This is a genomic window from Nocardioides daedukensis, from assembly GCF_013408415.1.
Taxonomy (GTDB): Bacteria; Actinomycetota; Actinomycetes; order Propionibacteriales; family Nocardioidaceae; genus Nocardioides; species Nocardioides daedukensis.
In genome coordinates, this window is sequence record NZ_JACCAA010000001.1 from 1,094,382 (window position 1) to 1,116,684 (window position 22,303).

Annotated in this window: 22 protein-coding genes; 1 reads left to right on the plus strand and 21 read right to left on the minus strand. The window is 69.2% G+C overall.

The genetic code is table 11. The annotated features are described in order from the left end of the window. Window positions 1–20: 20 nt before the first annotated feature. Entirely contained in the window at window positions 21–566 is a 546-nt protein-coding gene (locus BJ980_RS05400; protein WP_179501345.1) for a hypothetical protein, read from the plus strand. A 4-nt stretch (window positions 567–570) separates the two neighbouring features. On the opposite strand, the gene BJ980_RS05405 is transcribed toward BJ980_RS05400, so the two are convergent. The 21 genes from BJ980_RS05405 to BJ980_RS05505 form a co-directional block, all read right to left on the minus strand. Continuing rightward, entirely contained in the window at window positions 571–1,647 is a 1,077-nt protein-coding gene (locus BJ980_RS05405) for an amidohydrolase family protein (protein WP_179501346.1), read from the minus strand. Between the two features lie 38 nt (window positions 1,648–1,685). Then, entirely contained in the window at window positions 1,686–2,054 is a 369-nt protein-coding gene (locus BJ980_RS05410) for an NYN domain-containing protein (protein WP_179501347.1), read from the minus strand. A 26-nt stretch (window positions 2,055–2,080) separates the two neighbouring features. Then, window positions 2,081–3,637 (minus strand): signal recognition particle protein, encoded by a 1,557-nt coding sequence (ffh, locus tag BJ980_RS05415; protein WP_179501348.1) that lies wholly within the window; start codon window positions 3,635–3,637, stop codon window positions 2,081–2,083. A gap of 128 nt (window positions 3,638–3,765) precedes the next feature. Continuing rightward, the gene (locus tag BJ980_RS05420; RefSeq protein ID WP_179501349.1) at window positions 3,766–5,994 is read right to left on the minus strand and encodes a [protein-PII] uridylyltransferase; all 2,229 of its coding nucleotides are present in this window, start codon (window positions 5,992–5,994) and stop codon (window positions 3,766–3,768) included. A gap of 92 nt (window positions 5,995–6,086) precedes the next feature. Continuing rightward, entirely contained in the window at window positions 6,087–6,425 is a 339-nt protein-coding gene (locus tag BJ980_RS05425) for a P-II family nitrogen regulator (RefSeq protein WP_179501350.1), read from the minus strand. Then, the gene (locus BJ980_RS05430; RefSeq protein ID WP_179501351.1) at window positions 6,422–7,846 is read right to left on the minus strand and encodes an ammonium transporter; all 1,425 of its coding nucleotides are present in this window, start codon (window positions 7,844–7,846) and stop codon (window positions 6,422–6,424) included. Before BJ980_RS05430 ends, BJ980_RS05425 begins: the two co-directional genes overlap by 4 nt. A 223-nt stretch (window positions 7,847–8,069) precedes the next feature. Beyond that, window positions 8,070–9,230 (minus strand): signal recognition particle-docking protein FtsY, encoded by a 1,161-nt coding sequence (gene ftsY, locus BJ980_RS05435; RefSeq protein WP_179501352.1) that lies wholly within the window; start codon window positions 9,228–9,230, stop codon window positions 8,070–8,072. Window positions 9,231–9,252: 22 nt separating this feature from the next. Beyond that, window positions 9,253–9,396: a hypothetical protein gene (locus BJ980_RS05440; protein WP_179501353.1), complete on the minus strand. Its 144-nt coding sequence runs from the start codon at window positions 9,394–9,396 to the stop codon at window positions 9,253–9,255. Between the two features lie 126 nt (window positions 9,397–9,522). Further along, complete coding sequence (locus BJ980_RS05445) at window positions 9,523–9,975, minus strand: thioesterase family protein (protein WP_179501354.1); 453 nt, start codon at window positions 9,973–9,975, stop codon at window positions 9,523–9,525. 67 nt (window positions 9,976–10,042) lie between these two features. Then, window positions 10,043–13,600: a chromosome segregation protein SMC gene (gene smc, locus BJ980_RS05450; RefSeq protein WP_179501355.1), complete on the minus strand. Its 3,558-nt coding sequence runs from the start codon at window positions 13,598–13,600 to the stop codon at window positions 10,043–10,045. 110 nt (window positions 13,601–13,710) lie between these two features. Continuing rightward, window positions 13,711–14,247 (minus strand): hypothetical protein, encoded by a 537-nt coding sequence (locus tag BJ980_RS05455; protein ID WP_179501356.1) that lies wholly within the window; start codon window positions 14,245–14,247, stop codon window positions 13,711–13,713. Further along, window positions 14,244–15,497 carry an MFS transporter gene (locus BJ980_RS05460; protein WP_343047703.1) on the minus strand — a complete coding sequence of 418 codons (1,254 nt, stop codon included), beginning with the start codon at window positions 15,495–15,497 and terminating at the stop codon, window positions 14,244–14,246. The genes BJ980_RS05455 and BJ980_RS05460 overlap by 4 nt, the downstream gene beginning before the upstream one ends. A 77-nt stretch (window positions 15,498–15,574) precedes the next feature. After that, window positions 15,575–15,787 (minus strand): hypothetical protein, encoded by a 213-nt coding sequence (locus BJ980_RS05465; protein WP_179501357.1) that lies wholly within the window; start codon window positions 15,785–15,787, stop codon window positions 15,575–15,577. Window positions 15,788–15,901: 114 nt separating this feature from the next. Then, entirely contained in the window at window positions 15,902–16,765 is an 864-nt protein-coding gene (gene mutM, locus BJ980_RS05470; RefSeq protein WP_179501358.1) for a bifunctional DNA-formamidopyrimidine glycosylase/DNA-(apurinic or apyrimidinic site) lyase, read from the minus strand. A 15-nt stretch (window positions 16,766–16,780) separates the two neighbouring features. Further along, complete coding sequence (rnc, locus tag BJ980_RS05475) at window positions 16,781–17,551, minus strand: ribonuclease III (protein WP_179501359.1); 771 nt, start codon at window positions 17,549–17,551, stop codon at window positions 16,781–16,783. 25 nt (window positions 17,552–17,576) lie between these two features. Beyond that, the gene (gene rpmF, locus BJ980_RS05480; protein WP_179501360.1) at window positions 17,577–17,762 is read right to left on the minus strand and encodes a 50S ribosomal protein L32; all 186 of its coding nucleotides are present in this window, start codon (window positions 17,760–17,762) and stop codon (window positions 17,577–17,579) included. Window positions 17,763–17,805: 43 nt separating this feature from the next. Beyond that, window positions 17,806–18,372 (minus strand): YceD family protein, encoded by a 567-nt coding sequence (locus tag BJ980_RS05485; RefSeq protein ID WP_425490354.1) that lies wholly within the window; start codon window positions 18,370–18,372, stop codon window positions 17,806–17,808. A 36-nt stretch (window positions 18,373–18,408) separates the two neighbouring features. Continuing rightward, window positions 18,409–18,942: a hypothetical protein gene (locus tag BJ980_RS05490; protein WP_179501361.1), complete on the minus strand. Its 534-nt coding sequence runs from the start codon at window positions 18,940–18,942 to the stop codon at window positions 18,409–18,411. Continuing rightward, window positions 18,939–19,448, minus strand: a complete 510-nt coding sequence (gene coaD / locus BJ980_RS05495; protein ID WP_425490286.1) for a pantetheine-phosphate adenylyltransferase — start codon at window positions 19,446–19,448, stop codon at window positions 18,939–18,941. Before coaD ends, BJ980_RS05490 begins: the two co-directional genes overlap by 4 nt. Beyond that, window positions 19,445–20,026: a 16S rRNA (guanine(966)-N(2))-methyltransferase RsmD gene (gene rsmD / locus BJ980_RS05500; RefSeq protein ID WP_179501363.1), complete on the minus strand. Its 582-nt coding sequence runs from the start codon at window positions 20,024–20,026 to the stop codon at window positions 19,445–19,447. Before rsmD ends, coaD begins: the two co-directional genes overlap by 4 nt. Further along, window positions 20,023–22,281: an ATP-dependent DNA helicase RecG gene (locus BJ980_RS05505; RefSeq protein WP_179501364.1), complete on the minus strand. Its 2,259-nt coding sequence runs from the start codon at window positions 22,279–22,281 to the stop codon at window positions 20,023–20,025. Before BJ980_RS05505 ends, rsmD begins: the two co-directional genes overlap by 4 nt. Window positions 22,282–22,303: the final 22 nt, after the last annotated feature.

Genomic DNA, 22,303 nt, shown 5'->3' on the forward strand with positions numbered 1-22,303 from the left:
CGACTGGGCACCATGGCCGCATGAGTCAACCGCTGCCCACACATTCTTCTCCCGGCCGCCCGAAGAGCATCAAGGGCCGAGTGATCGCCGGCATCATCTGCATCGTGCTGGCCGTTCTCGGCGTGGTCGCGAGCCTTGTCTTCCTGATCGCCGGGCTCTTCTCGGTCGACGGCGACGTTCCCGTCGACGGGCAGCCGCACACGGTCTCGCTCGACTCCGAGGCCGAACGGATGGTCTTCGTGCAGGACGGCGCCACGATCCGGTGCAGCGTCCTCGATGAGGACGGCACTCCGGTCGAGCTCGACGAGGTGCGCGGTGAGTTCACCAAGAGCGTGAACGGGGAGGACCGGGTCGGCGTCTGGAGCTTCACTCCCCCGGGCGACTCGGTCGAGGTCACCTGCACGGGCGACGACCAGCTCGACGTCGAGGTCGGCCCCTCCGCGATCAGCGGCTCACGGATGGCCATCATGGGCATCGGGTTCGGCCTCTCCTCGCTCCTCGGCGTGATCGGACTGATCCTGCTGATCACTGCCCTGGTGAGGTGGAGCCGACGCTCACGGTCCTGACTGCTCAGGCCTTGACCACGACGCCTCGCAGGACGATCGCGCTCGGCTCGAAGAGCACCGACAGGTCCGCGATCGGATCGCGCGGATAGACCACGAAGTCCGCAGGCGCACCCTCGGCGAGGTCGGCGTTCCAACCGAGCCACTCGCGTGCCCGCCAGGACGCGGCCCCGAGCGCCTCCTGGGCGGTGAAGCCGAGGTCGCGCATGGCGATGACCTCTCCGGCGAGGTTGCCGTGGCGGGACACCCCGCCACCGTCGGAGCCGGCATACATCGCCACCCCTGCGTCGTGCGCCGCCATCAGCGTGCGTCGCCGCCGGGCGAAGAGGTCGTCCATTGTCTCGGCATAGCGCGGGAACTTCGCCCGGCCGGCCTCGGCGTGCTCGGGGAACTTCTCCAGCTGCATCACGGTCGGCACCAGCGCAGTGCCGCGGGCGACCATCTGCTCGATCAGGTCCTCACTCAGCCCGGTGCCGTGCTCGATGCAGTCGATGCCGGCCTCGATCAGCCCCGGCAGCACGGCGTTCCCGAAGCAGTGCGCGGTCACCTTCGCGCCGTGCTCGTGCGCGACCCGGATGGCCTCGGCAAACACCTCGGGCGGGAAGCTCGGGGTCAGGTCACCGTCCTCACGCGAGATCCAGTCCCCCACCAGCTTCACCCAGCCCTCACCGCGCTGCGCCTGGACGGCGACCTCGGCAGCAAGGTCGGCGGGCTCCACCTCGGCTGCGTAGTTGCGGATGTAGCGCTTTGTGCGGGCGATGTGCCGGCCGGCGCGGATCAGCCGCGGCAGGTCCTCGCGCTCGTGGATCCAGCGGGTGTCGGAGGCCGAGCCGCAGTCCCGGATAAGCAGCGCTCCCCCGTCGCGGTCGTCGATCGCCTGCTGCTCGGTCTCCTGATCGGTCGTCGCTCCGTTGTCGTCGAGGCCGAGGTGGCAGTGGGCGTCCACCAGTCCCGGCACGATCCAGCCCTCGACGGCCGAGTCGGCACCCGCCTGCTTCTCATAGGTGACGGTCCCGTCCACGACGTACAGCTCGCGTGCCTCGCCATCGGGAAGCACCGGACCGGAGAACTTCAGCGCAGTCATGTGCCGACCGTAACCGACCGTGCCCGCCTGCGGACGCCTCAGAGCTGGTCGAGCAGCCAGGACGGAGACATCGCCATCGCCCCGGCGCCCTGCACCAGCGCGCGCAGCAGTTGGTCGGCGGTGACCACCGTGACCCGGTGACCAGCGGCGACCGCGTCGCGGGTCTCGGCGACGATGGTGTCGTCGCCGGCACCCTTCGCGTGCACGGTGCGCACGTGTCCGTCGCGACCCGCCTTCACGCCGCCCTTGGCAGCGCCCTCGAGCACCAGCACGATCCGGTCGTACGTCGTGTCGGCCACCATCACCTGCTCGTGCAGGCGTCGCGCCGCACCGGAGCGGTCCTTCCACCAACCGTCAGGACGGGACCCGACGACGTTGGCGGCATCGATGACCAGGACGGTCGCCATGGATCAGCCCCTGCCTCAGCCCTGACTCACTTGAGGAACTTGGAGAAGTCCTTGGGCAGGTCGAGGTTGGCCGCAGCGGTCTCGTAGTCGACGCCGTCCGCGCCGCCGAACGGGTTCGCGCCCGAGGAAGCGGCCTTCTCCTTCGCCGCGGCCTGCTGGGCAGCAGCCTTGGCCGGGTTGCCCGAGACGCGCTTCTTCTTGCCCTGCTGCTGCTTCTTCTGCTTGCCCTTGCCGACGCCGCCGCCCATCCCGGGCATCCCGGGCATCCCGGGCATGCCGCCGCCGCGCGCCATCTGCTGCATCATCTTGCGGGCCTCGAAGAAGCGGTCGACCAGCGTGTTCACGTCGGAGACCTGGGTGCCCGAGCCCTTGGAGATGCGCAGCCGGCGCGAACCGTCGATCATCTTCGGGTTCTCGCGCTCGCCGGGCGTCATCGACTGGATGATCGCCTGGATCCGGTCGATCTCCTTCTCGTCGAAGTTCTCCAGCTGATCGCGGAACTGGCCCATCCCGGGCAGCATGCCCATGATCTTGGTCAGTGAGCCCATCTTGCGGATCTGCTGCATCTGGGCGAGGAAGTCGGTCAGCGTGAAGTCACCGCCACCGGCGAGCTTCTCGGCCGCCTTCTGCGCCTCCGCGGCGTCGAAGGTCTTCTCCGCCTGCTCGATCAGGGTGAGCATGTCGCCCATGTCGAGGATGCGCGAGGCCATCCGGTCGGGGTGGAAGAGGTCGAAGTCGGTCATCTTCTCGCCGTTGGAGGCGAACATGACCGGCTTGCCGGTGATCGAGGCGATCGAGAGCGCCGCGCCACCACGGGCGTCACCGTCGAGCTTGGTCAGCACGACGGCGTCGTAGCCGACGCCCTCCTGGAAGGCGAGCGCGGTGTTGACCGCGTCCTGGCCGATCATGGCGTCCACGACGAAGAGCACCTCGTCGGGCTGGACGGCGTCACGGATGTCGGAGGCCTGCTGCATCAGCTCGGCGTCGATGCCCAGGCGACCGGCGGTGTCGACGATCACCACGTCGTGGAGCTTGCGCTTGGCCTCCTCGATCGCCTCGCGCGCCACTGCCACCGGGTCGCCGACGCCGTTGCCGGGCTGGGGAGCGAAGACCGGGACACCGACCCGCTCACCGTTGACCTGGAGCTGGTTGACGGCGTTGGGTCGCTGCAGGTCGGCGGCGACCAGGATCGGGGACTTGCTCTGGTCCTTGAGCCACAGCGCGAGCTTGGCGGCCAGGGTCGTCTTGCCGGCACCCTGGAGGCCGGCGAGCATGATCACCGTGGGGCCGGTCTTGGCATAGCGCAGGCGGCGGGTCTCGCCACCGAGGATGTTGACGAGCTCCTCGTTGACGATCTTGATGATCTGCTGCGCCGGGTTCAGCGCCTGGCTGACCTCGGCGCCGCGGGCCCGCTCCTTGACCGCGCCCACGAACTCCTTGACCACGGGGAGGGCGACGTCGGCCTCGAGCAGCGCGATGCGGATCTCGCGCGCGGTGGCGTCGATGTCGGCTTCGGAGAGCTTGCCCTTGCCGCGGAGGTTCTTGAAGGTGTCGGCAAGACGGTCAGAAAGAGTCGCGAACAAGTTTCGGGTTCCCTGGTCTCGAAGGATGCGGTATCGAAGGACGGGGTGCGGCGTTTCCGCACGTCACTCAGTGTCCCAGCCTAACCGCCGCAAGTGTCCGAGCGGGAAACCACTGACGCCGTGGGCGGTCAGGACCCGGGCTGCTCGTGGTGCGTCAACCGCTTGCGTACGGCGTGCGCGGCCTCGGCGGACCTCTCGTCGCTGAGCGCACCCGCCCCGGGCTCCTGGAGATAGAACACGTCCATCGCCTGCGGCCCGAGGGTGTCGACGTGGGCGGACCGGACCGAGATCCGCAAGCCCGCCAGTGCCGAGCACACCTCGTGCACCACTCCCGGCCGGTCGTCGGTGCGCACTTCCAGGACGGTGGCACTCTGCGAGGCTTCCGGCCGTACGACGACACTCGGCGCCAGCCGGGTCGTGCCGGCCCGCTTCAGCCTGGCCGCCGCGTCGATCCGGCCGTCCGCGATCGCCGCGATCCGTTGGCGAAGCACCCTGGCATCCAGGTGCTGGTCGGCGACCTGCCACTCGGAGACGCCGTACTCCTCCTGCGTCCACGCCCGCGCCGCCAGCACCGAGGTGCGCTGCAGCGCCAGCATCGCGGCGGCATCCGCGAGCAGGCCGATCCGGTCGCCGGAGACCACCATCACCCGGGCCCCGTCACCGGTGAGCGCCACGTCCACGACGATCCCGGACGGATCCGAGCGCACACTCGCCGGGATCGTCACCTGGGGCTGGATGAGCCGTGGTGCGCCCGTGCGGTCCCCGCTGTCAGCCAGCGCAGCCTCGCAGCGCCGGGCCAACCGCTCCACCAGCCCGGCCCGCCAGGACGACCAGGCCTTTGTCGAGGTGGCTCGGGCGTCGGCCTCGGTGAGTGCCAGCAGCAACGACAGCGCTTCGGTCGAGGTGACCCGGGCGGTGATCGCAGCGACCGTTGCCGGGTCGTCCGGGTCGCGCGTGGTGGCTGTCTCGGCCAGCAGCAGGTGCCAGCGCACGAGCGTGCCGATCAGGCCGATCTCGCCGTCGTCGAAGCCCAGCCGGGCGGCCACCTCGCGGGCGATCGGCTCGCCAGCCGTCGAGTGGTCCCCCAACTCTCCCTTGCCGATGTCGTGCAGGAGCGCGGCCACGAGCAGCACGTCGGGTCGCGCGACCCGGCGGATCAGGGCACTGGCCTCGATGCAGGTCTCGACGACGTGGCGATCGACGGTGAAGCGGTGGATGGCTGAGGCGTGCGGGAGGGTCCGGATCGGTTCCCACTCGGGGAGGAGTCGCTGCAGTCCCCCGGTCTGCTCCAGGGTCTCCCACACCGCCAGCAGGCCGCGGCCTGAGGCGAGCAGCCGGACCAGCAGCTGACGTGCCTCGACCGGCCAGGGCGTGCGCATCGGCGGGCATTCGGCGACCACCCGGGCCGCCGTCGCCGGCGCCAGCACCAGGTCCCGCTCGGCTGCCTCGGCACACACCCGGAGCAGGAGCAGCGGGTCCCGGTCGGGTCGTGCCCTTCTCTCCAGCACCACTTCGCCCTTGGAGATCGCAACCCCGTGCCCGATCGGGTCGAGATCCGGCCGGCGGGCACCGACCGCGCGCGGTCGTTCGAGCACGTCCTCGACGCGGCGCCAGGTGAGGCGGGAGATGTGGGTGATCCTCCGGCCGGCACGACGGATCCGGACCTGCGCCGCGAGCGGGTCATCGTCGAGCAGGGCCCAGGTCTCCGGAGTGATCCGGTCGTTCGGTCGTCCGTGCAGGGCCTGGACCAGGTCACGCACGTCGAGCAGCTCGCGACGACACGACTCAAGCTCGACGTGTGGTGCATCGACCAACCAGGTCGCCACCAGCGCCTTGATCACGGTCGCGTCGCGCAGCCCGCCCAGCGCCTCCTTGAGATCGGGCACCGAGGCATGGGCCAGCTCCCCCATCAGCACGTGCCGCTGGGTGACCAGCTCACGCAGCTCGGGCAACCGCCGGCGAGCCTCGCGCCGCCACTGCGCGAGCATCGTGGTCCGCACCCGCAGGGCGAGGTTGGGGTCCCCGGCCAGGAACCGCACGTCCTGCATGCCGAGCGCCACCTTGAGGTCGTCGCCGGCCGCAGCGATCGTCTCCGAGACCGTGCGGACCGAGTGGTCCAGGCGGACCCCCGCGTCCCAGATCGGGTACCAGACCTGTTCGGCCAGCTCCCCCACCCGCACGGCGTCGTCGTGGAGCAGCACCACGTCGAGGTCCGAGTGCGGCGCCAACTCGGCGCGGCCGTATCCGCCGACTGCCACCAGCGCAACACCGGTCCGCGGCCCGTCGAGGTCGTCGTACGCCGTGGCGCAGAGTGTGTCGGCCCGTGCGGTGCGGGCGGCGCGTTCAGCGGCAGTCATGGAGTCTCCTGGCAGGCGAATGACACACGCCGGCACCCGACCCTGCGTGAGGATCGGGCACCGGCGTCAGTGTGAACTCGAGAACGGTTCGCTCAGATCGCGGCTTCGTCGCGATCTCCGGTGCGGACCCGGACCACCGTCTCGACGGGGCTGATCCAGACCTTGCCGTCCCCGATCCGGCCGGTGGCGGCGGTCTTGACGATGATCCCGACCACGTCGTCGGCGTCGGCGTCGTCGACCACGATCTCGATCCGGATCTTGGGGACCAGAGCGATGTCGTACTCCGCCCCGCGGTAGACCTCCGTGTGGCCCTTCTGCCGGCCGTAGCCGCTGACCTCGCTCACGGTCATGCCCGTGACGCCGAAGGTCTCGAGGGCTTCGCGGACGTCCTCCCACTTGTGCGGCTTGATGACCGCGGTGACCAGCTTCATGCTTCTGCTCCTTCGGAGACGGGGGCCTTGGTGGACAGCGTGGATCCTCCCAGGAGGCTGCGTCGACCCGCAGTGCCGACGAAGTCGTAGGCGGACTCGCCGTGCTCGGCGAAGTCGATGCCCTCGACCTCCTCGTCCTCGGTGATCCTCCAGCCGATGGTGTACTTGATGGCCAGGGCGATCACCAGGGTGGCGACGGCCGACCAGACGATCGCGAACAGGGCCACCACGGTCTGGATGACGAGCTGCTTTGCGCCGTCGCCGTAGAACAGGCCGCCGCTGGTGGCCAGGAAACCGATGCCGATGGTGCCGATGAGTCCGGCAACCAGGTGCACGCCGACGACGTCGAGCGAGTCGTCATAGCCGAGCTTGTACTTGAGCCCGACCGCCAGGGCCGCAGCGGCACCGGCGACGACACCGAGGATCAGCGAGCCGACCGGGGACAGTGCGCCACAGGCCGGGGTGATGGCGACCAGACCGGCGACGACACCCGAGGCGGCACCGAGGCTGGTGCCCTTCCCGTCGCGGATCTTCTCGACCAGCAGCCAGCCGATCATGGCAGCGGCGGTGGCGGCGGTGGTGTTGACCCAGACCAGGCCAGTCTCGCCGACGAAGTTGGCGGCGAAGGCTGCACTGTTGGTGTAGAACTCGCCCTCCTCGCCGCCGACACCGGCAGTGGCGCCCGGGACGAAGGAGCCGACGTTGAAGCCGAACCATCCGAACCACAGCAGGCCGGCGCCGATCATCGTGAGCGGCAGGTTGTGCGGCTTCATCGACTCCTTGCCGAAGCCCTTGCGGGCACCGATGACAAGGGCCAGGACCAGGCCTGCGACACCGGCGTTGATGTGCACCACGGTGCCGCCGGCGTAGTCGAGCGGGACGATCTCCGCGACGGCCTCGGCGCCCTCGCCGACGGTCCCGAAGATCATCGCGGCCAGGCCGTCCGGGTTGCCGGACAGGAACCCGCCGCCCCACACCTGGTGGGCCAGGGGGAAGTAGGACAGCGTGACCCAGATCGGGATGAAGAGCATCCAGGTGGAGAACTTCACCCGGTCGGCGATCGCGCCGCTGATCAGGGCCGCGGTGATCACGGCGAAGGTCAGCTGGAAGGCGACGGTGAGGTAGGCCGACGGGTCGATGTCGGTCAGGCCGAAGAGTGCGAACGGATCGGCGAAGAAGGTGCCGACCGCGCCTCCGGCGATCTCTCCGTCCGTGCTTGCGGTGATCGAGCTGTAGGACATCGAGAAGCCCCACAGGATGTAGACGATGCTGATCGCGCCCATCGCCCCGAACGACATCATCATCATGTTCAGGATCGACTTGGACCGCGTCATGCCGCCGTAGAACAACGCCAGACCAGGCGTCATCAGCAGGACGAGGGACGCGGAAGTGAGAACCCAGGCTGCGTGGCCGGTGTCCATGGAACCTCCAGTTGTGCGTTCACGGTTGGAGCCGGAGTTCCTCGTCCGACCTCGGTGTCGGCAGGCTCCTGCTCGGTGGTGAAACCTTCACCCCTGGAGATTTCGGCGTACGCGCTCGCATGTTGCGTTCACGAAACGAGTGCGCGCCGGGTGTTACTTCCATGTTTCGTCGATCTCACCGCGCGGGTCACCCGGGTTGGGCCGCCCGGGTGTCAGGGCGGTGTCAGCCCAGCAGTGCGTCGACGAACGCCTCGGGCTGGAAGGGAGCCAGGTCGTCGGCGCCCTCACCCAGGCCGACGAGCTTGACCGGTACGCCGAGCTCGCGCTGCACGGCGACCACGATGCCGCCCTTGGCCGAGCCGTCGAGCTTGGTGAGCACGATCCCGGTGACGTTGACGATCTCGGAGAAGACGCGGGCCTGGATCATCCCGTTCTGGCCGGTGGTTGCGTCCAGGACCAGCAGCACCTCGGTAACCGGGGCCTGCTTCTCGATGACTCGCTTGACCTTGCCGAGCTCGTCCATCAGGCCGGCCTTGTTCTGCAGGCGACCGGCGGTGTCGACCAGGACGACGTCGGTGCCCTGCTCCACGCCCTGCTTGACCGCCTCGAAGGCGACGCTGGCGGGATCCGAGCCCTCGGGGCCCTTCACGACGGGTACGCCGACCCGCTCACCCCACGTCGCCAGCTGCTCGACGGCAGCTGCGCGGAAGGTGTCGGCCGCACCGAGCACGACCGAGCGCTCGTCGGCGACCAGGATCCGCGAGATCTTGCCGACTGTGGTGGTCTTGCCGGCGCCGTTCACACCGACGACGAGCACGACACCGGGCTTGCCGTCCTGACCGGTGACCTGGAGTCCGCGGTCCATGGACGGGTCGACCAGGTTGATCAGCTCCTCGCGGAGCACCTCTCGCGGGGTGCCGGCGTCATTGCCCTCGACGCGGAGGCGGGTGCGCAGCTTCTCGACGAGCTCCTGGGTCGGCTTGACCCCGATGTCCGCGGTGAGCAGGACGTCCTCGATGTCCTCCCAGGTGTCCTCGTCGAGACGGTCCCTGGAGAGCAGGGCGAGCAGACCCCGGCCCAGGCTTCCCTGGGATCGGGAGAGTCGCTGGCGCAGCCGCACCAGCCTGCTGGCAGTGCCTTCCGGCTTCTCCAGCGTGGGGGCCGACGGCTCCACCTCGACCGGAGCGGGCTCGAGGCCCGGCTCAACACCCGGCTCGACCTGGGTCGGCGGGGCGGAGGTCTCCTCGCGCGGTGGCGCGATGACATCGGTGCCCTCGGACGGCTTCTTCCGCCGACCGAGTCCGCTGACCAGGCCAGCGATGGCGAGCACGCCGACAACGGCGATCGCGATGATCAGATAGAGCCAGTCACCCAGGAAATCCATGGACCGAATCCAACCAGAGAGCTCAGCGCTGGTCGATGGTGGGGACCGCGTCGACCGTCTTCTTCATGGCCGCGCCCACCCAGGGCAGCGCGGGCACGTCCTGGCCGCGGTGGGGGAAGGCGACATAGAGCATGACCACTCCGGCGACGAGCACGATTGCGAACATCACCACGATGATGGGGAGCAAGGACAGCCCTTCTCAAGACAACTCGGACAACGGCTTCCAGACTCGCACAACGGTGGTGAGCCCCAAACCGGCTCGCGAGGCGACAGTGAGGTGGATCACACCAGGTCAGGCACGCAAGAGCGGTTCCACCGCCGCGCGGATCTCCTGCGGCATCGGCACGACCGGGCGATTCCCGGCGCCGTGCTCGTTGTCGACATAGACGTGCACGAAGCGACCCTCGGCCGCGGCCTCGTCCGAGTCGCCCTGGAAGAGCCCGATCCGATAGACGATCGAGGACGTACCGACCTTGTCCACGACCAGGCCCATCTCGATCGGCTCGGGGAACCCGATCTCGCGGAAGTAGCGGCACGAGGTCTCCGCGACGACGCCGATCTGCGGCAGCAGCCGGACGTTGACCCCGGTCGCCTCGAAGAGGTGCGCGTTCACCGCGGTGTCGAAGAGCTCGTAGTAGGTCGCATTGTTGAGGTGACCGTAGGCGTCGTCGTCGCGCCAGCGCGTGGTCACGGTCCGCCAGGCGACATAGTCGGCACGGGTGGGCAGCGGGGGGCGTTCACTCACCCGAGCAGCCTAGCCTCGCCCCGCGTCTCGGGACGCACCGGCAACCCGCTGCGGACGCGCTCCTCGCTCAGCCCTCGTTGCGCAGCCGCTGGCTGATCACCGCTGAGACGCCGTCGCCGCGCATGGTCACGCCGTAGAGGGCGTCGCCGACCTCCATCGTCCGTTTCTGGTGGGTGATCACCAGGAGCTGGGAGTTCTCGCGGAGCTCCTCATAGATCTCCAGCAGGCGGCCGAGGTTGGTGTCGTCCAGGGCGGCCTCGACCTCGTCGAGGATGTAGAACGGCGAGGGGCGGGCCTTGAACAGCGAGACCAGGAAGGCGACGGCGACCAGGGAGCGCTCGCCACCGGAGAGCAGGGAGAGGCGCTTGACCTTCTTGCCGGCCGGACGGGCCTCGACCTCGATGCCGGTGTTGAGCATGTCCCCCGGGTCGGTGAGCACGAGCTTGCCCTCACCACCGGGGAAGAGCCGCTTGAAGACGTGGTCGAAGGCGACCCGGACGTCCTCCCAGGCCTCGGTGAAGACCTGCTCGACGCGCTGGTCCACCTCACGCACGATGTCGAGCAGGTCCTTGCGGGTCTTCTTCAGGTCCTCCAGCTGCTCGGTGAGGAACTTGTGCCGCTCCTCCATCGCCGAGAACTCCTCCAGGGCGAGCGGGTTCACCCTGCCGAGCATCGAGAGCGCACGCTCGGCCGCACGCAACCGCTTGGTCTGCTCGTCGCGGTCGTAGGCAGTGGGCTCGGGAGTCTCCTCGCCCTCGGGCACCTCACCGGCGAAGGGGATCGGGTTCTGTGGGCCGTAGTCCGTGACCAGCCCATCCGGGTCGAGACCGAGCTCCTCGAGCGCGCGTTCCTCCAGCTGCTCGATCCGCATCCGCTGCTGGGTCCGTGCCATCTCGTCGCGGTGGACGGAGTTCACCAGCTCGTCGTGCTCGCGAGCCAGGTCGCGCAGGCGGGCGCGGATCTCGAGCAGCTGCTGCTCGCGTGCGGTCCGCGACTGCTCCACCTCGGCGCGCGCCTTGGCGGCGGTGTCTATCGAGACATCGAGGTGCTCCAGGACGGCAGCGACCCCGAGGCCCACGGCCTCGGCCGCCTTGCCCTCGCGGACCAGGCGTTCGTGACGCTCGCGTGCCTTGGCACGGGCCTCACGCTCCTGGCGCGCCGCACGGAGAAGTCCGTCGGCACGGCCGTGCAGGGCCCGGGCGCGCTCCTCGGAGGTACGCAGGGCCAGACGCGAATCCATCTCTGCCTGGCGGGCATCACGCGCAGCCTGGGCGAACTGCTCGCGGACGCTGGTGTCCGGCTCCTCCTCGGGAGCCTCCTCGGCAGCGGTGAGCCGCGCCTCCAGGTCGGCCAGGCCGGCAAGGTCCTTCTCGCGCGCCTGACGGGCGTTCTCGATCGACTTGATCAGTCGCTCGGCCTCACCACGGGCTGAGCGGGCGGTGGAGCCGTACTGGCCGAGCTCCTCGGCCACTGCGGCCAGGGTCGCGTCGGACTCGTGCAACTTGGCAAGAGCGACGTCGACACGCTTTTGCGCCTCGAGTCGCTCTGCTTCCATCCGTGAGGTCTCGAAGGCCAGCCGCTCCGCGTCGGCGGCCGCCTCCCCCAAGGCGCGCGCGGCCTCGTCGACCGCGGCCTGGATCTCGATCAGGGACTGCTGCTTGGCCGAGCCGCCGGAGGCGAAGTGTGTGCCGATCTGGTCGCCGTCGCGGGTCACCGCGGTGACGTCGGGCAGCTCGGCAACCAGGCTGCGTGCCGCGGAGAGATCGTCCACGACGGCCACCTTGAACAGCAGACGGGTGAGCGCGGCGCGCAGCTCGGCGGGGCTCTCCACCACGTCGATCGCGTACGTCGCCGTACCCGGCAGTCCGGGCCAGTCACCATCGGCGCCGGAGAGCTCGGCGGCGCCACCGAGGAGCAGCCCTGCTCGGCCGAGGTCATCGGTCTTGAGGCGATCGATGGCCCCCAGGGCCGCCTCGGAGCTCGCCACGGCGACGGCGTCCGCTGCCTGGCCCAGCGCGACGGCAACGGCCGTCTCGTAGCCACCGCGCACGGACAGCAGCGCCGCGACCGAACCCAGCAGGCCAGAGACGGAGTCGGTGGCCGCCAGCAGTGCACCCGCGCCGTCCTTGCGGTCCAGGCCCATCTCGAGGGCCTCCTTGCGCGCGATCAGGGCCGACCGGGTGCGGTCCGCCTGGGTCGCCTCGTCGCGGGCCTTGGCCAGCCGCTCCTCGAGGTCGTCCAGCTGTGCGGAGGCGGCCTCGTGCTCCGCGTCGAGCCCCTCCTCCCCCGCGTCGAGGCCGGCCACCCGGGTCTCCAGCGCGGTGTAGTCGCGCTGCGCCCGATCGGCGCGGGCCTCGGCCTCCTCACGCGCCTGGGTGAGGCGGCCGATCTCCTCGTCGGCGGCGGCAGCACGGGACTTGAGCGCGTTGACCTGGCCGTGCAGACGGGCCAGCCCCTCACGGCGGTCGGCCGCTGCGCGCTGGAGCCCGGCAACGCGGCGTTCCTCCTCGGCAGCCGCGTCCTCGGCCGCCTTGCGTGCGGTGACGGCGTCGCTCATCGCCGAGCGCTGGCTCTCCAGCTCGGCGTCGATCTGCTTCTCCTGCTCCCCCACTCGCGCGGCTTCCGCCTCGAGCTGCTCGGGATCGCGACCGTTCTGCTGGCCCGGAGCCTCTGCCGTCGACGTGGCGTTGCGGACCCGCTCGGCCGCTAGCGACTGGGTGCCGCGCAGACGCTCACGCAGGCCGGACAGGGCGAACCAGGTCTCCTGGGCGCGGGACAGGGCGGGCAGGTCCTCACGCAGGGCCGCCTCGACCTTCGCCTCGTGCTGGCGGGTCTCCTCGAGACTGGACTCCACCTGCGCCCGTCGTTGGAGCAGGACGGACTCGTCGGCCATGTCCTGTTCCAGCGAGGTGCGTGCGGTGACCAGGTCGTCGGCAAGCAGTCGGGCCCGCGCATCACGGACATCCGCCTGCACCGTGGCTGCCTTGCGGGCGACCTCGGCCTGGCGACCCAACGGCTTGAGCTGGCGGCGGATCTCGCTGAGCAGGTCGGCGAGACGGTTCAGGTTGCCGTCGGTCGAGTCCAGCTTGCGAAGCGCCTTCTCCTTGCGCTTGCGGTGCTTGAGCACACCCGCGGCCTCCTCGATGAACCCGCGGCGGTCCTCGGGGGTGGCATGCAGGATCTGGTCGAGCTGACCCTGACCGACGATGACGTGCATCTCTCGTCCGATGCCGGAGTCGGAGAGCAGCTCCTGCACGTCCAGGAGGCGACAGTTGTTGCCGTTGATCGCATAGTCGGAGCCACCGTTGCGGAACATCGTCCGGCTGATGGTGACCTCGGCGTAGTCGATCGGGAGCGCGCCGTCGGAGTTGTCGATGGTCAGCTGCACCTCGGCCCGTCCCAGCGGGGGGCGCCCCGAGGTGCCGGCGAAGATGACGTCCTCCATCTTGCCGCCGCGCAGCGACTTGGCACCCTGTTCGCCCATCACCCAGGCCAGGGCGTCGACGACGTTGGACTTGCCCGAGCCGTTGGGCCCGACGATGCAGGTGATGCCGGGCTCGAGCTGGAGTGTGGTGGACGACGCGAAGGACTTGAAGCCCTTGAGCGTGAGGCTCTTGAGGTACAACGTGTGGCTCCTCGCGGCGGCAGTCGGGCAGCGTCCAGTGTCGGCATCCATCTGTCGCTGAACGACGAATCTTTGCAGCAGCGCCGTGGGGAAGATCAGCACCGCCGAGATTACACGTCGCGGCCGTCCAGCAGCCGTTGCCACAGGCCACGTGCGTCGTCCGTGTCGGGCAGCAGGCCGGGGCGCGCCCGCACGTGCGGAGCCAGTACGGCGACCGCGGGTGCCAGGTCGCTGACCAGCTGCCGGTTCAGTGCGACTCCCACGCGCCGCCCTTGGTGTTCACCGAAGACCTGGAGGGTCGTGAAGCGCTTGGCGATGCCGGTCGCGACGGTTTCCCCGGGGACAACGCGGGTCATCTCGTCGAGTCGCACCTCGCGCCACACCTTGCCACCGCGCAGGGCGGTGATCGCCTGCGGTCCGACGTAGAAGCGCAGGGAGCGGATGATCAACCCGATCCAGATCGGCAGCGCGACCAGCACCACTGCCATCACCACCAGGACAGCGACTGCGCCCGGGCGCGGGTCCGCGATCACCTTGGGTGCGAAGGAGAGCGTGGGGAGCAGCATCACGGCACCACAGACCAGCGCGGCGGTGTCGAAGAAGTGGGTGCGCTCGAGCTCGACCGTGCCATCCGGTCCGGGTGTCATCGTGCCTCCTGTGTCGCGCCTGGATCATCGTCACTGTCGGCGTGCGCGATGTGTGGCATCTGTCGCCAGATCAGCGCGACCAGCATTCCCGAGCCGACGAACCCGAACCAGAACGGCGCCGTGATTCCCCACAGACCGGCGATCACGCCGCCCACCGCCGTACCGATCACCATGGATCCGAAGACCCCGACCAGGTAGACACTGCCCACCCGGCCCTGGAACTCGGTGGGGACTGCCCGCATCCGGACGGTCCGCGACGTGGTGCCCCAGACGAAGGCATGGGCACCGAAGACGAACAGGATGACCAGTGCGAGGCTCCCGGAGCGGTTCAGCGCGAGCGCCAGGTGGGTGAAGGTCTCGATGAGCAGCCCGACCCGCATGATGTTGCCCAGGCTGTAGCGACGCTCGAGCCAGCCGTACATGCCCAGTCCCAGCAGCCCACCGACGGCCGCAGCGGTGGTGAGCAGGCCGAAGCCGACCTCGCCCATGTCCAGGGTCTTCACCGCATAGAGGACCAGCACCGACCAGGCCGCGCCGTAGGTGATGTTGAAGGTGACAATGGTCAGGGTCAGGGTGCGGACGGCGCGATGGTGCCAGGTCCACCGCAGCCCCTCCATGATGTCGTCGCGGACGCGGCGCTGCTCACGCACCGGAGGCGGCGGGATCTGCATCCGCCCGATCAGCAGCGCCGAGAGCAGGACGAAGACGGCCTGGGTGACGAACGGCCAGACCAGACCGGCGGTGAACAGGGCCGCGCCCAGGGGCGGCCCGAGCATCTGGTTGACAGTGACGAAACCGGCCATCAGCCGAGCGTTGGCCACGCCGAGGTCCCGTTTGTCGACCACCATCGGCAGCAACGTGGACGAGGTCGTGTCGGCGAACACCTCCGAGGTGCCGAAACAGAAGAGCGCGACCAGCACCACGCCGACGGAGAGCACGTCGCCGGCGATCGCGGCGACCAGCACGGCGAGGGCCAGGACACGGAGCAGGTCGACGGTGATCACCAACCGGCGCCGGTCGAGACGGTCGGCCACCGCCCCGGCGTACAGGCCGAAGAGCAACCAGGGCAGTCGCTGGACCAGCACGCCCATCGCGACCAGGAACGGGTCGTGCGTCTGGGAGGCGATCAGCAGCGGGCCAGCGGCCAGCGCCACGCCGTCACCGATCTGGGAGGTCCACGAGGATCCGATGAGCCACCGGAAGTTCGTCCCCATCCGCTTGGGCGCGACGATTTCGAGGATGCGGCTCACAAGCAGGGCACGCTATCCGGAGTCGTTCGATCGAGCCCAACCCACGACGCGTCGCTGGCTGGGCACTGACAGCCGGGTCAGGCCGGCTGCATCTCCTCGACGGGCTCGAGGAGATCGGCGGAGCGGGCTGCGAGGAGGGCGTCGTTCTCCTCGCTGAGGCGGGTCACCAGTGCCTCGAGGTCCGCGACCCGCTCACGCAGGTTGCGGTTCTCGCGGGCGAGGCGATCGACCGGGAGTCGAGAGGTGTTCCGCGGGTCGCTGCTCATGTAGCCGAGAAGCGCCTTGGCCATTCAATGCCTCCGAAGGATGGGTGGTGATGGGCGCGTTTGGCCCGTCTTCAAGAGTCCCACCGGCTCCAGTTCTGGTCAACTCGCGAGGGAGCCCCGCCCTATCGTGACCGCTGGTCAGGTACGACGGCGGCGCGGGGCCGGCTGGCAACTCGGGCAGAAGTACGACGAGCGGTTCATGAACGCCACTCGACGGATCGCAGTGCCGCACTCGTGGCAGGCCTCCCCCTCGCGGCCATAGGCGTTCAGCGAGCGGTCGAAGTAGCCGCTCTCGCCGTTGACGTTGACATAGAGCGCGTCGAACGAGGTTCCGCCCTGCTCCAGGGCGAGGCGCATCACGTCGGTGGCGTGCCCGGCCAGCTCGCGGACCTGCTTCGCGCTCAGTCGCTCACCGGGTCGCTCGCCGTGGATGCGGGCGCGCCACAGCGCCTCATCGGCATAGATGTTGCCGACTCCGCTGACCAGCGTCTGGTCCAGCAGGAGCCGCTTGATCGCCGAACTCCGTCTGCGCACGCGGGCCACGAAGTCGTCCAGGTCGAACTGGTCGTCGAGCAGGTCGCGCGCGATGTGCGCGATCTCCGGTGGCAGGTCGGCGCCGCCGAGCGAGGTGGCCAGGCCGCCGAACATCCGCTGGTCGACGAAGCGCAGCTCGCGTTCCTCGGCCGTGCCGCCGTCGAGGAGGAGCCGGACGCGCAGGTGCTTCTCGGCCGGCGCGTTGGTGGGCTGGACCAGCATCTGGCCGCTCATCCCGAGGTGGGCCAGGACCGCGTCGCCCGAGTCGAGCGGGAGCCAGAGATACTTCCCGCGGCGGTGTGCTGCGCGGATCGTGCGGCCGGTGAGGGACGCGACGAAGCCGGTCGAACCGCCGGGGTCACGGCGTACCGGACGGGTGTGCAGGACCTCGACGTCGCTGATCGTGGCGCCGACCGCGTGCGTCTCGAGTCCGCGGCGGACCACCTCGACCTCGGGCAGCTCGGGCACAGGGGCTCCGGCCGGTCAGTCCGACGAGGCCGCAGCGCCGTCGGCGGAGGTGTCCTCGCCGGCAGGGCGGTGAGCCTCGTCGATCTCGCCGTACGCCGTCTCAGCAGCCTGCTGCTCGGCTTCCTTCTTCGACCGGCCGACGCCGTGGCCGTAGAGGGCCTCCCCGACCCGGACCTGGGCGGTGAAGGACTTCATGTGGTCGGGGCCCGAGGCCTCGATGACATATTCGGGCACGCCGAGGGAGAACTCGGCGGCAAGCTCCTGCAGGGACGTCTTCCAGTCGAGGCCAGCGCCGAGTCGTGCGGCGGCTGCCATCAACGGGTCGAAGAGCAGGTGGATCACCGGGCGGGCGTTCTCGAAGCCGTCGGAGATGTAGACGGCTCCGATCAGGGCCTCGACGGTGTCGGAGAGGATGGAGGCCTTGTCGCGTCCCCCGGTCGCCTCTTCGCCACGGCCCAGCTTGATGTACTCACCCAGACCGATCGCGCGCGCCACCTCGGCCAGGGCACGCGCGTTGACCACCGCGGCGCGCAACTTGGCCAACCGGCCCTCGGAGAGGTCCGGGTGGGTGCGGTAGAGCGTCTCGGTGACCACAACGCCGAGCACCGAGTCGCCCAGGAACTCCAGGCGCTCGTTGGTCGGCAACCCACCGTTCTCGTACGCGTACGAGCGGTGGGTCAGGGCAAGCTCGAGGAGCTCGGCGTCCAGGACCGGACTGCCGAGCGCCTCGCGCAGCTCGTCATGACTCTCGGCAGGGTCCGGGGTCGAACCTTCAGCTGGCGTCATGGACGGGGCTTGTGAGCTCAGGGGTTCAGAGCACCTGGCGGCGGTCAGCCTTGGCGCCGTACTGGCCGCACTCGCCGCACGCACGGTGCGGGAGGTGCTTGGCACCGCAGGCGGGGTTGACGCAGGTCACCAGGGACGGCGCAACGGCCTTCCACTGCGAGCGACGGTGACGCGTGTTGCTGCGCGACATCTTCCGCTTCGGGACTGCCACTGTTTTCTCCTCTTGCTTCCGGCTGGCCGGTTGGCCTGCCGCATCAGTCTGTCGGGTGGTCTTCGTTCTTCAGTGCTGCCAGACCGGCCCATCGGGGGTCGATCGGTTCCTCATGGGAATGCTCCGGATCCTCGGCCAGGCGAGCACCGCACTCGATGCACAACCCGGGACAATCCTCTTCACACAAGGGTTGGAACGGTAGTGCAAGCACCACCGCATCCCGCAACACGGACTCCAGGTCGAGCAGGTCTCCCTGGAGTCTCCTGACATCGCTTTCCTCGTCATCGCCCTCATCGTGCCGGGCGTCGTCGTAGACGTAGAGCTCCTGGAAGTCCACCTCGATCTCCTCGGAGATCGGCTCCAGACACCTCACGCACTCGCCGCCCAGCTCAGCCGAGGCCTTGCCGGTGACCAGGACGCCCTCCATGACCGATTCGAGGCGCAGGTCGAGTTCGACCGGCGCACCCTCACGGACACCGAGGACCTCGATGCCAAGATCTGCTGGCGCAGGGACTGTTCGGGTGAACTCTCGCTGGGACCCCGGGCGGCGGCCGAGCTCGCGTGTATCGAGCACGAGCGGCGCTCTCGGGTCCAGATGCGAGGTGTTCACTTCTCCCAATTCCTTGCACAACAAATCGGGCCAAGGCTACCTGTCGTCATGCCCGCTCAGCAAAACGTCATCCGCAACCGCCGCCCGCTTGCCGTTGGCCGGTTCGGACTCCGGATCGAACGCGCTGCGTCCGGACAGGTTGGCGATCCCGCGCCGCACCTCGACAAGGGTGCGCTCGAGGGAGTGCTCGAAGTTCGCGAAGCGCTGCTCGATGTAGTCATCGGCGTCGCGGCGCAGCTGCACCGCCTCGGTCGCAGCCTCGTCGCGCAACCGCTCGGCCTCGCGGCTGGCAAGCCGGAAGACCTCCGTGTCGGAGACCAGCCGGTCGCGCTCCAGCTCGGCGAGGCGGACAGTCTCGCGCGCGTCGGCCTCGCCCTGGGCGATGACCTCCTCGCGGGTGGCGACCAGAGCGTGGGACTCGCTCGTCGCCTCGACCAGGCCGGCACTCACGCGATCGATCGCCTGCAGCACCTCGGCCCGGTTGATCACGGCTGAGGCCGACATCGGCATGGCGCGTGCGTGCTCGATCAGGTCGCGCAGCGACTGGATCTCGGCCTGGACGTCTCTCACTGGTCCCCCTTGCGGCGGTTCTCGTCGATCCGCGCGGCGAGGCGCTCGCGCACGAAGTCAGGAACCAGGCCGGACACGTCACCACCGAACGTGGCGACCTCCTTGACCAGGCTGGAGGCCAGGAAGGAGTATTCCGGGGTGGTCGGCACGAACACGGTCTCAATGTCGGCCAGGCTGGAGTTCATCTGGGCCATCTGGAGCTCGTAGTCGAAGTCGCTGACCGCCCTCAGGCCCTTCACGATGGCGTGGATGTCACGCTCCTGGCAGTAGGTCGTGAGCAGGCCGGTGAAGCCGTCGACCTTGACGTTCGGGAACTCCCGGACCGCCTCCGTGAGCATGTCGATGCGCTCCTCGGGCGAGAAGAGCCGATTCTTGGACTTGTTGACTCCCACGGCCACGACAACCTCGTCGAAGAGGTATGACGCCCTCGACACGATGTCGATGTGACCGTTGGTCACGGGGTCGAATGAGCCGGGGCATACCGCTCGTCGCACTTGGATCTTCACTCCTCTGTCGCTGCGGGTGACGCCGCGTGACCATATCTCAGCACCGTCTCGCCATACTTCTTCTCGCGCCACCCGATGAGGCCCTCAGGCCAGGTGAAGCCGGCCCCGCGGGCTCCCCGTTCGACCACGATCAGCGCGTCCTTGGCAAGCCAGTCGTTGCGGAGCAGAAGTGCCAGATCCCCTTCCACTGCGTGGTTCTCGAGCGGATAGGGCGGATCGAGGAAGGCCACGTCATAGGGGGCGACCGGGGTCCGCTGCAGGGTGGCTGCGACCGTGGTCGAAATCACCTCGACATGGTTGAAGTTGAGACTACGAATGTTGGTGTTCACCAGCTGGGCCGTACGGCGGTCGCTCTCGACCATCGTGACCACGCCGGCACCCCGAGACCGGGCCTCGAGCCCGATCGCGCCCGAGCCGGCGTAGAGATCGAGGAAGCGCAGTCCGTCGAGCGATCCGCACCACGACTCGATCGCCGAGAAGAGCGCCTCGCGAACCCGGTCGCTGGTGGGCCGGGTGTTCTGGCCGCGTGGTGTCGTGAGTCGCCGGCCGCCCGCGGACCCTCCGATGATCCGGGTCATGAACGCTCCATGAAGTCACTCTGGCTGGCTCGGTCGAGTTCGTCCACCTCGACCGCCAGGTGGGGGGCGTCGGCGAGGGTCGGGTCGTCGGCCAGCATCCGCTCGGCAGCGTCACGCGCCGCGACGATGACCTTGGCGTCACGGACCACCCGCAGGTGTCGCAGGCTGGACCTGAATCCGGACTGTCCGGCACCGAGCACATCTCCCTCGTGGCGCTGCTCGAGATCGATCTCGGACAGCTCGAAGCCGTCCGTGGTCGCGGCCACCGCATCGAGGCGTTCGCGCGCGGGCGTGCCCAGGTCGCAGTGGCTGACCAGCAGGCACAGCCCCGGAAGCCCGCCACGTCCCACCCGGCCACGGAGCTGGTGCAGCTGCGAGACACCGAAGCGGTCCGCCTCCATCAGCACCATCGCGGTGGCGTTTGCGACGTCCACACCGACCTCGATCACCGTCGTGGACACGAGCACGTCGATCGAACCCGCAGCAAAGGCGCGCATCACCCGGTCCTTGTCCTCGGGCGCCATCCGCCCGTGGAGGACCTCGACCCGGAGTCCGGCCAGCGGGCCCGCGGCGAGCTGTGGGGCGAGCTCCTCGACCGCTGCCAGCTGACCCTCTGGGGTCGCCTGGATCTCGGCACCCTCGGAGTCCACGTCGAACTGGTCGACCTGGCCCTCCTCCTCGTCGTTGCCACTGATCCGCGGGCAGACGACATACGCCTGGTGGCCCTTCGCCACCTCCTCGCGCACTCGCTCCCAGACCCGGCTGATCCAGGCCGGGTGGTCCTTGAGCGCGACCACGTTGGTCTGGATCGGTGCCCGGCCGGCCGGGAGCTCGCGGAGCGTGGAGACCTCCAGGTCACCGAAGACCGTCATCGCCACCGTGCGTGGGATCGGGGTCGCGGTCATCACCAGCACGTGGGGCGGCTTCTCGGCCTTGTCGACCAGTGCTGCCCGCTGCTCGACCCCGAAGCGGTGCTGTTCGTCGACGACCACCAGACCGAGGTCGGCGAACGACACGTGCTCCTCGAGGAGGGCATGGGTGCCGATCACCAGGCCCGACTCGCCGCTCGCCATCCGCAGCAGGACCTCCCTGCGCTGCCCCTTGGTCATCGACCCGGTGAGCACGTCCACCACCGTGGCGTGCTCACTGCCTCCGAGCAGGCCGCCCTCGGCCAGTGGACCGAGCATTGCGGTGATCGACCGGTGGTGCTGCTGGGCCAGGACCTCGGTCGGCGCGAGCAGCACAGCCTGTCCCCCCGAATCGACCACCCGGAGCATCGCCCGCAGCGCAACCAGGGTCTTGCCGGAGCCGACCTCGCCCTGGAGCAGTCGGTTCATCGGGTGGGTGCCGGCCAGCTCCTCCTCGAGGACTTCGCCGATCTCCTGCTGCCCCTGGGTGAGGGTGAAGGGCAGGGACGCGTCGAACGCCTGCAGCAGCCCTCCCCCACCTGCACGCGGAACGGTGCCCAGGGCGCGGTGGACCGCACGGCGCCGGGCCAGCACGAGCTGGGTGATGAGCGCCTCCTCGAACCGGAACCGCTTGCGGGCGGCGCCGAGCTGGGCCTGGTCATCGGGCGAGTGGATCCATCGCAGCGCTGTGTGCACGTCGACCAACCGGTGCTCGGCACGGACCGGCTCCGGCAGGACCTCGGGGATCTCGTCGACGACGGTGAGGGCGAAGGAGATGACTCGCTGGATGTCCCAGGTCTCCACTGGGCCGGTCACCGAATAGATCGGGAACAGCGACTTGAGGCCCTCGGCCATGGCCAGTGCGGACTCCGTGCGGGCGTCGCCCGGCTCGTCGGTCAGCATGATCATCTGCGGATGGGCCAGCTGCCAGTTGTTGTTGAACTTGTTCACCTTGCCGGTGAAGACGCCCTTGGCCCCGGGCACGAGGCGCTCGGCCTGCCAGTCGGCGACGTGCTTGCTCTTCGCGAAGGTGGTCAGGCGCAGGGCCGGCCCGTCGGTCTTGATGACCGCCTCGACCCGGTATGCCGTGCGCTGCGTGCGCCGGTCCTGGTAGGGCGCGATCCGCGAGCTCAGCACGTCCGCGACCACGGTCAGCATCTGTCCCTCCACCAGTGTCTCGACATTGGTCGGTTCACCGGTGGGCAGGTAGCGCCGGGGAAAGTGCCAGAGCAGGTCGCCGACGGTGCGCATGCCCAGTCGCTCCTGCAGCGCCTTGGCCTTGCTGGTGTCCTTCTTGGAGCCGCCCAGGACCGTTGCGATCGGTGAGTCGAGGTTGATGCCGGTCATGGGTGTGGGTGGGCTCCAGTGC

What these genes read in the sequence shown, in the direction of transcription:
- BJ980_RS05400 (WP_179501345.1), top strand. Translation starts at nt 21, where the DNA reads ATGAGTCAACCGCTGCCCACACATTCTTCTCCCGGCCGCCCGAAGAGC.
- BJ980_RS05405 (WP_179501346.1), bottom strand. Translation starts at nt 1,647, where the DNA reads ATGACTGCGCTGAAGTTCTCCGGTCCGGTGCTTCCCGATGGCGAGGCA.
- BJ980_RS05410 (WP_179501347.1), bottom strand. Translation starts at nt 2,054, where the DNA reads ATGGCGACCGTCCTGGTCATCGATGCCGCCAACGTCGTCGGGTCCCGT.
- BJ980_RS05420 (WP_179501349.1), bottom strand. Translation starts at nt 5,994, where the DNA reads ATGACTGCCGCTGAACGCGCCGCCCGCACCGCACGGGCCGACACACTC.
- BJ980_RS05425 (WP_179501350.1), bottom strand. Translation starts at nt 6,425, where the DNA reads ATGAAGCTGGTCACCGCGGTCATCAAGCCGCACAAGTGGGAGGACGTC.
- BJ980_RS05430 (WP_179501351.1), bottom strand. Translation starts at nt 7,846, where the DNA reads ATGGACACCGGCCACGCAGCCTGGGTTCTCACTTCCGCGTCCCTCGTC.
- ftsY (WP_179501352.1), bottom strand. Translation starts at nt 9,230, where the DNA reads ATGGATTTCCTGGGTGACTGGCTCTATCTGATCATCGCGATCGCCGTT.
- BJ980_RS05440 (WP_179501353.1), bottom strand. Translation starts at nt 9,396, where the DNA reads ATGTTCGCAATCGTGCTCGTCGCCGGAGTGGTCATGCTCTATGTCGCC.
- BJ980_RS05455 (WP_179501356.1), bottom strand. Translation starts at nt 14,247, where the DNA reads ATGACACCCGGACCGGATGGCACGGTCGAGCTCGAGCGCACCCACTTC.
- BJ980_RS05465 (WP_179501357.1), bottom strand. Translation starts at nt 15,787, where the DNA reads ATGGCCAAGGCGCTTCTCGGCTACATGAGCAGCGACCCGCGGAACACC.
- rnc (WP_179501359.1), bottom strand. Translation starts at nt 17,551, where the DNA reads ATGACGCCAGCTGAAGGTTCGACCCCGGACCCTGCCGAGAGTCATGAC.
- rsmD (WP_179501363.1), bottom strand. Translation starts at nt 20,026, where the DNA reads ATGACCCGGATCATCGGAGGGTCCGCGGGCGGCCGGCGACTCACGACA.
- BJ980_RS05505 (WP_179501364.1), bottom strand. Translation starts at nt 22,281, where the DNA reads ATGACCGGCATCAACCTCGACTCACCGATCGCAACGGTCCTGGGCGGC.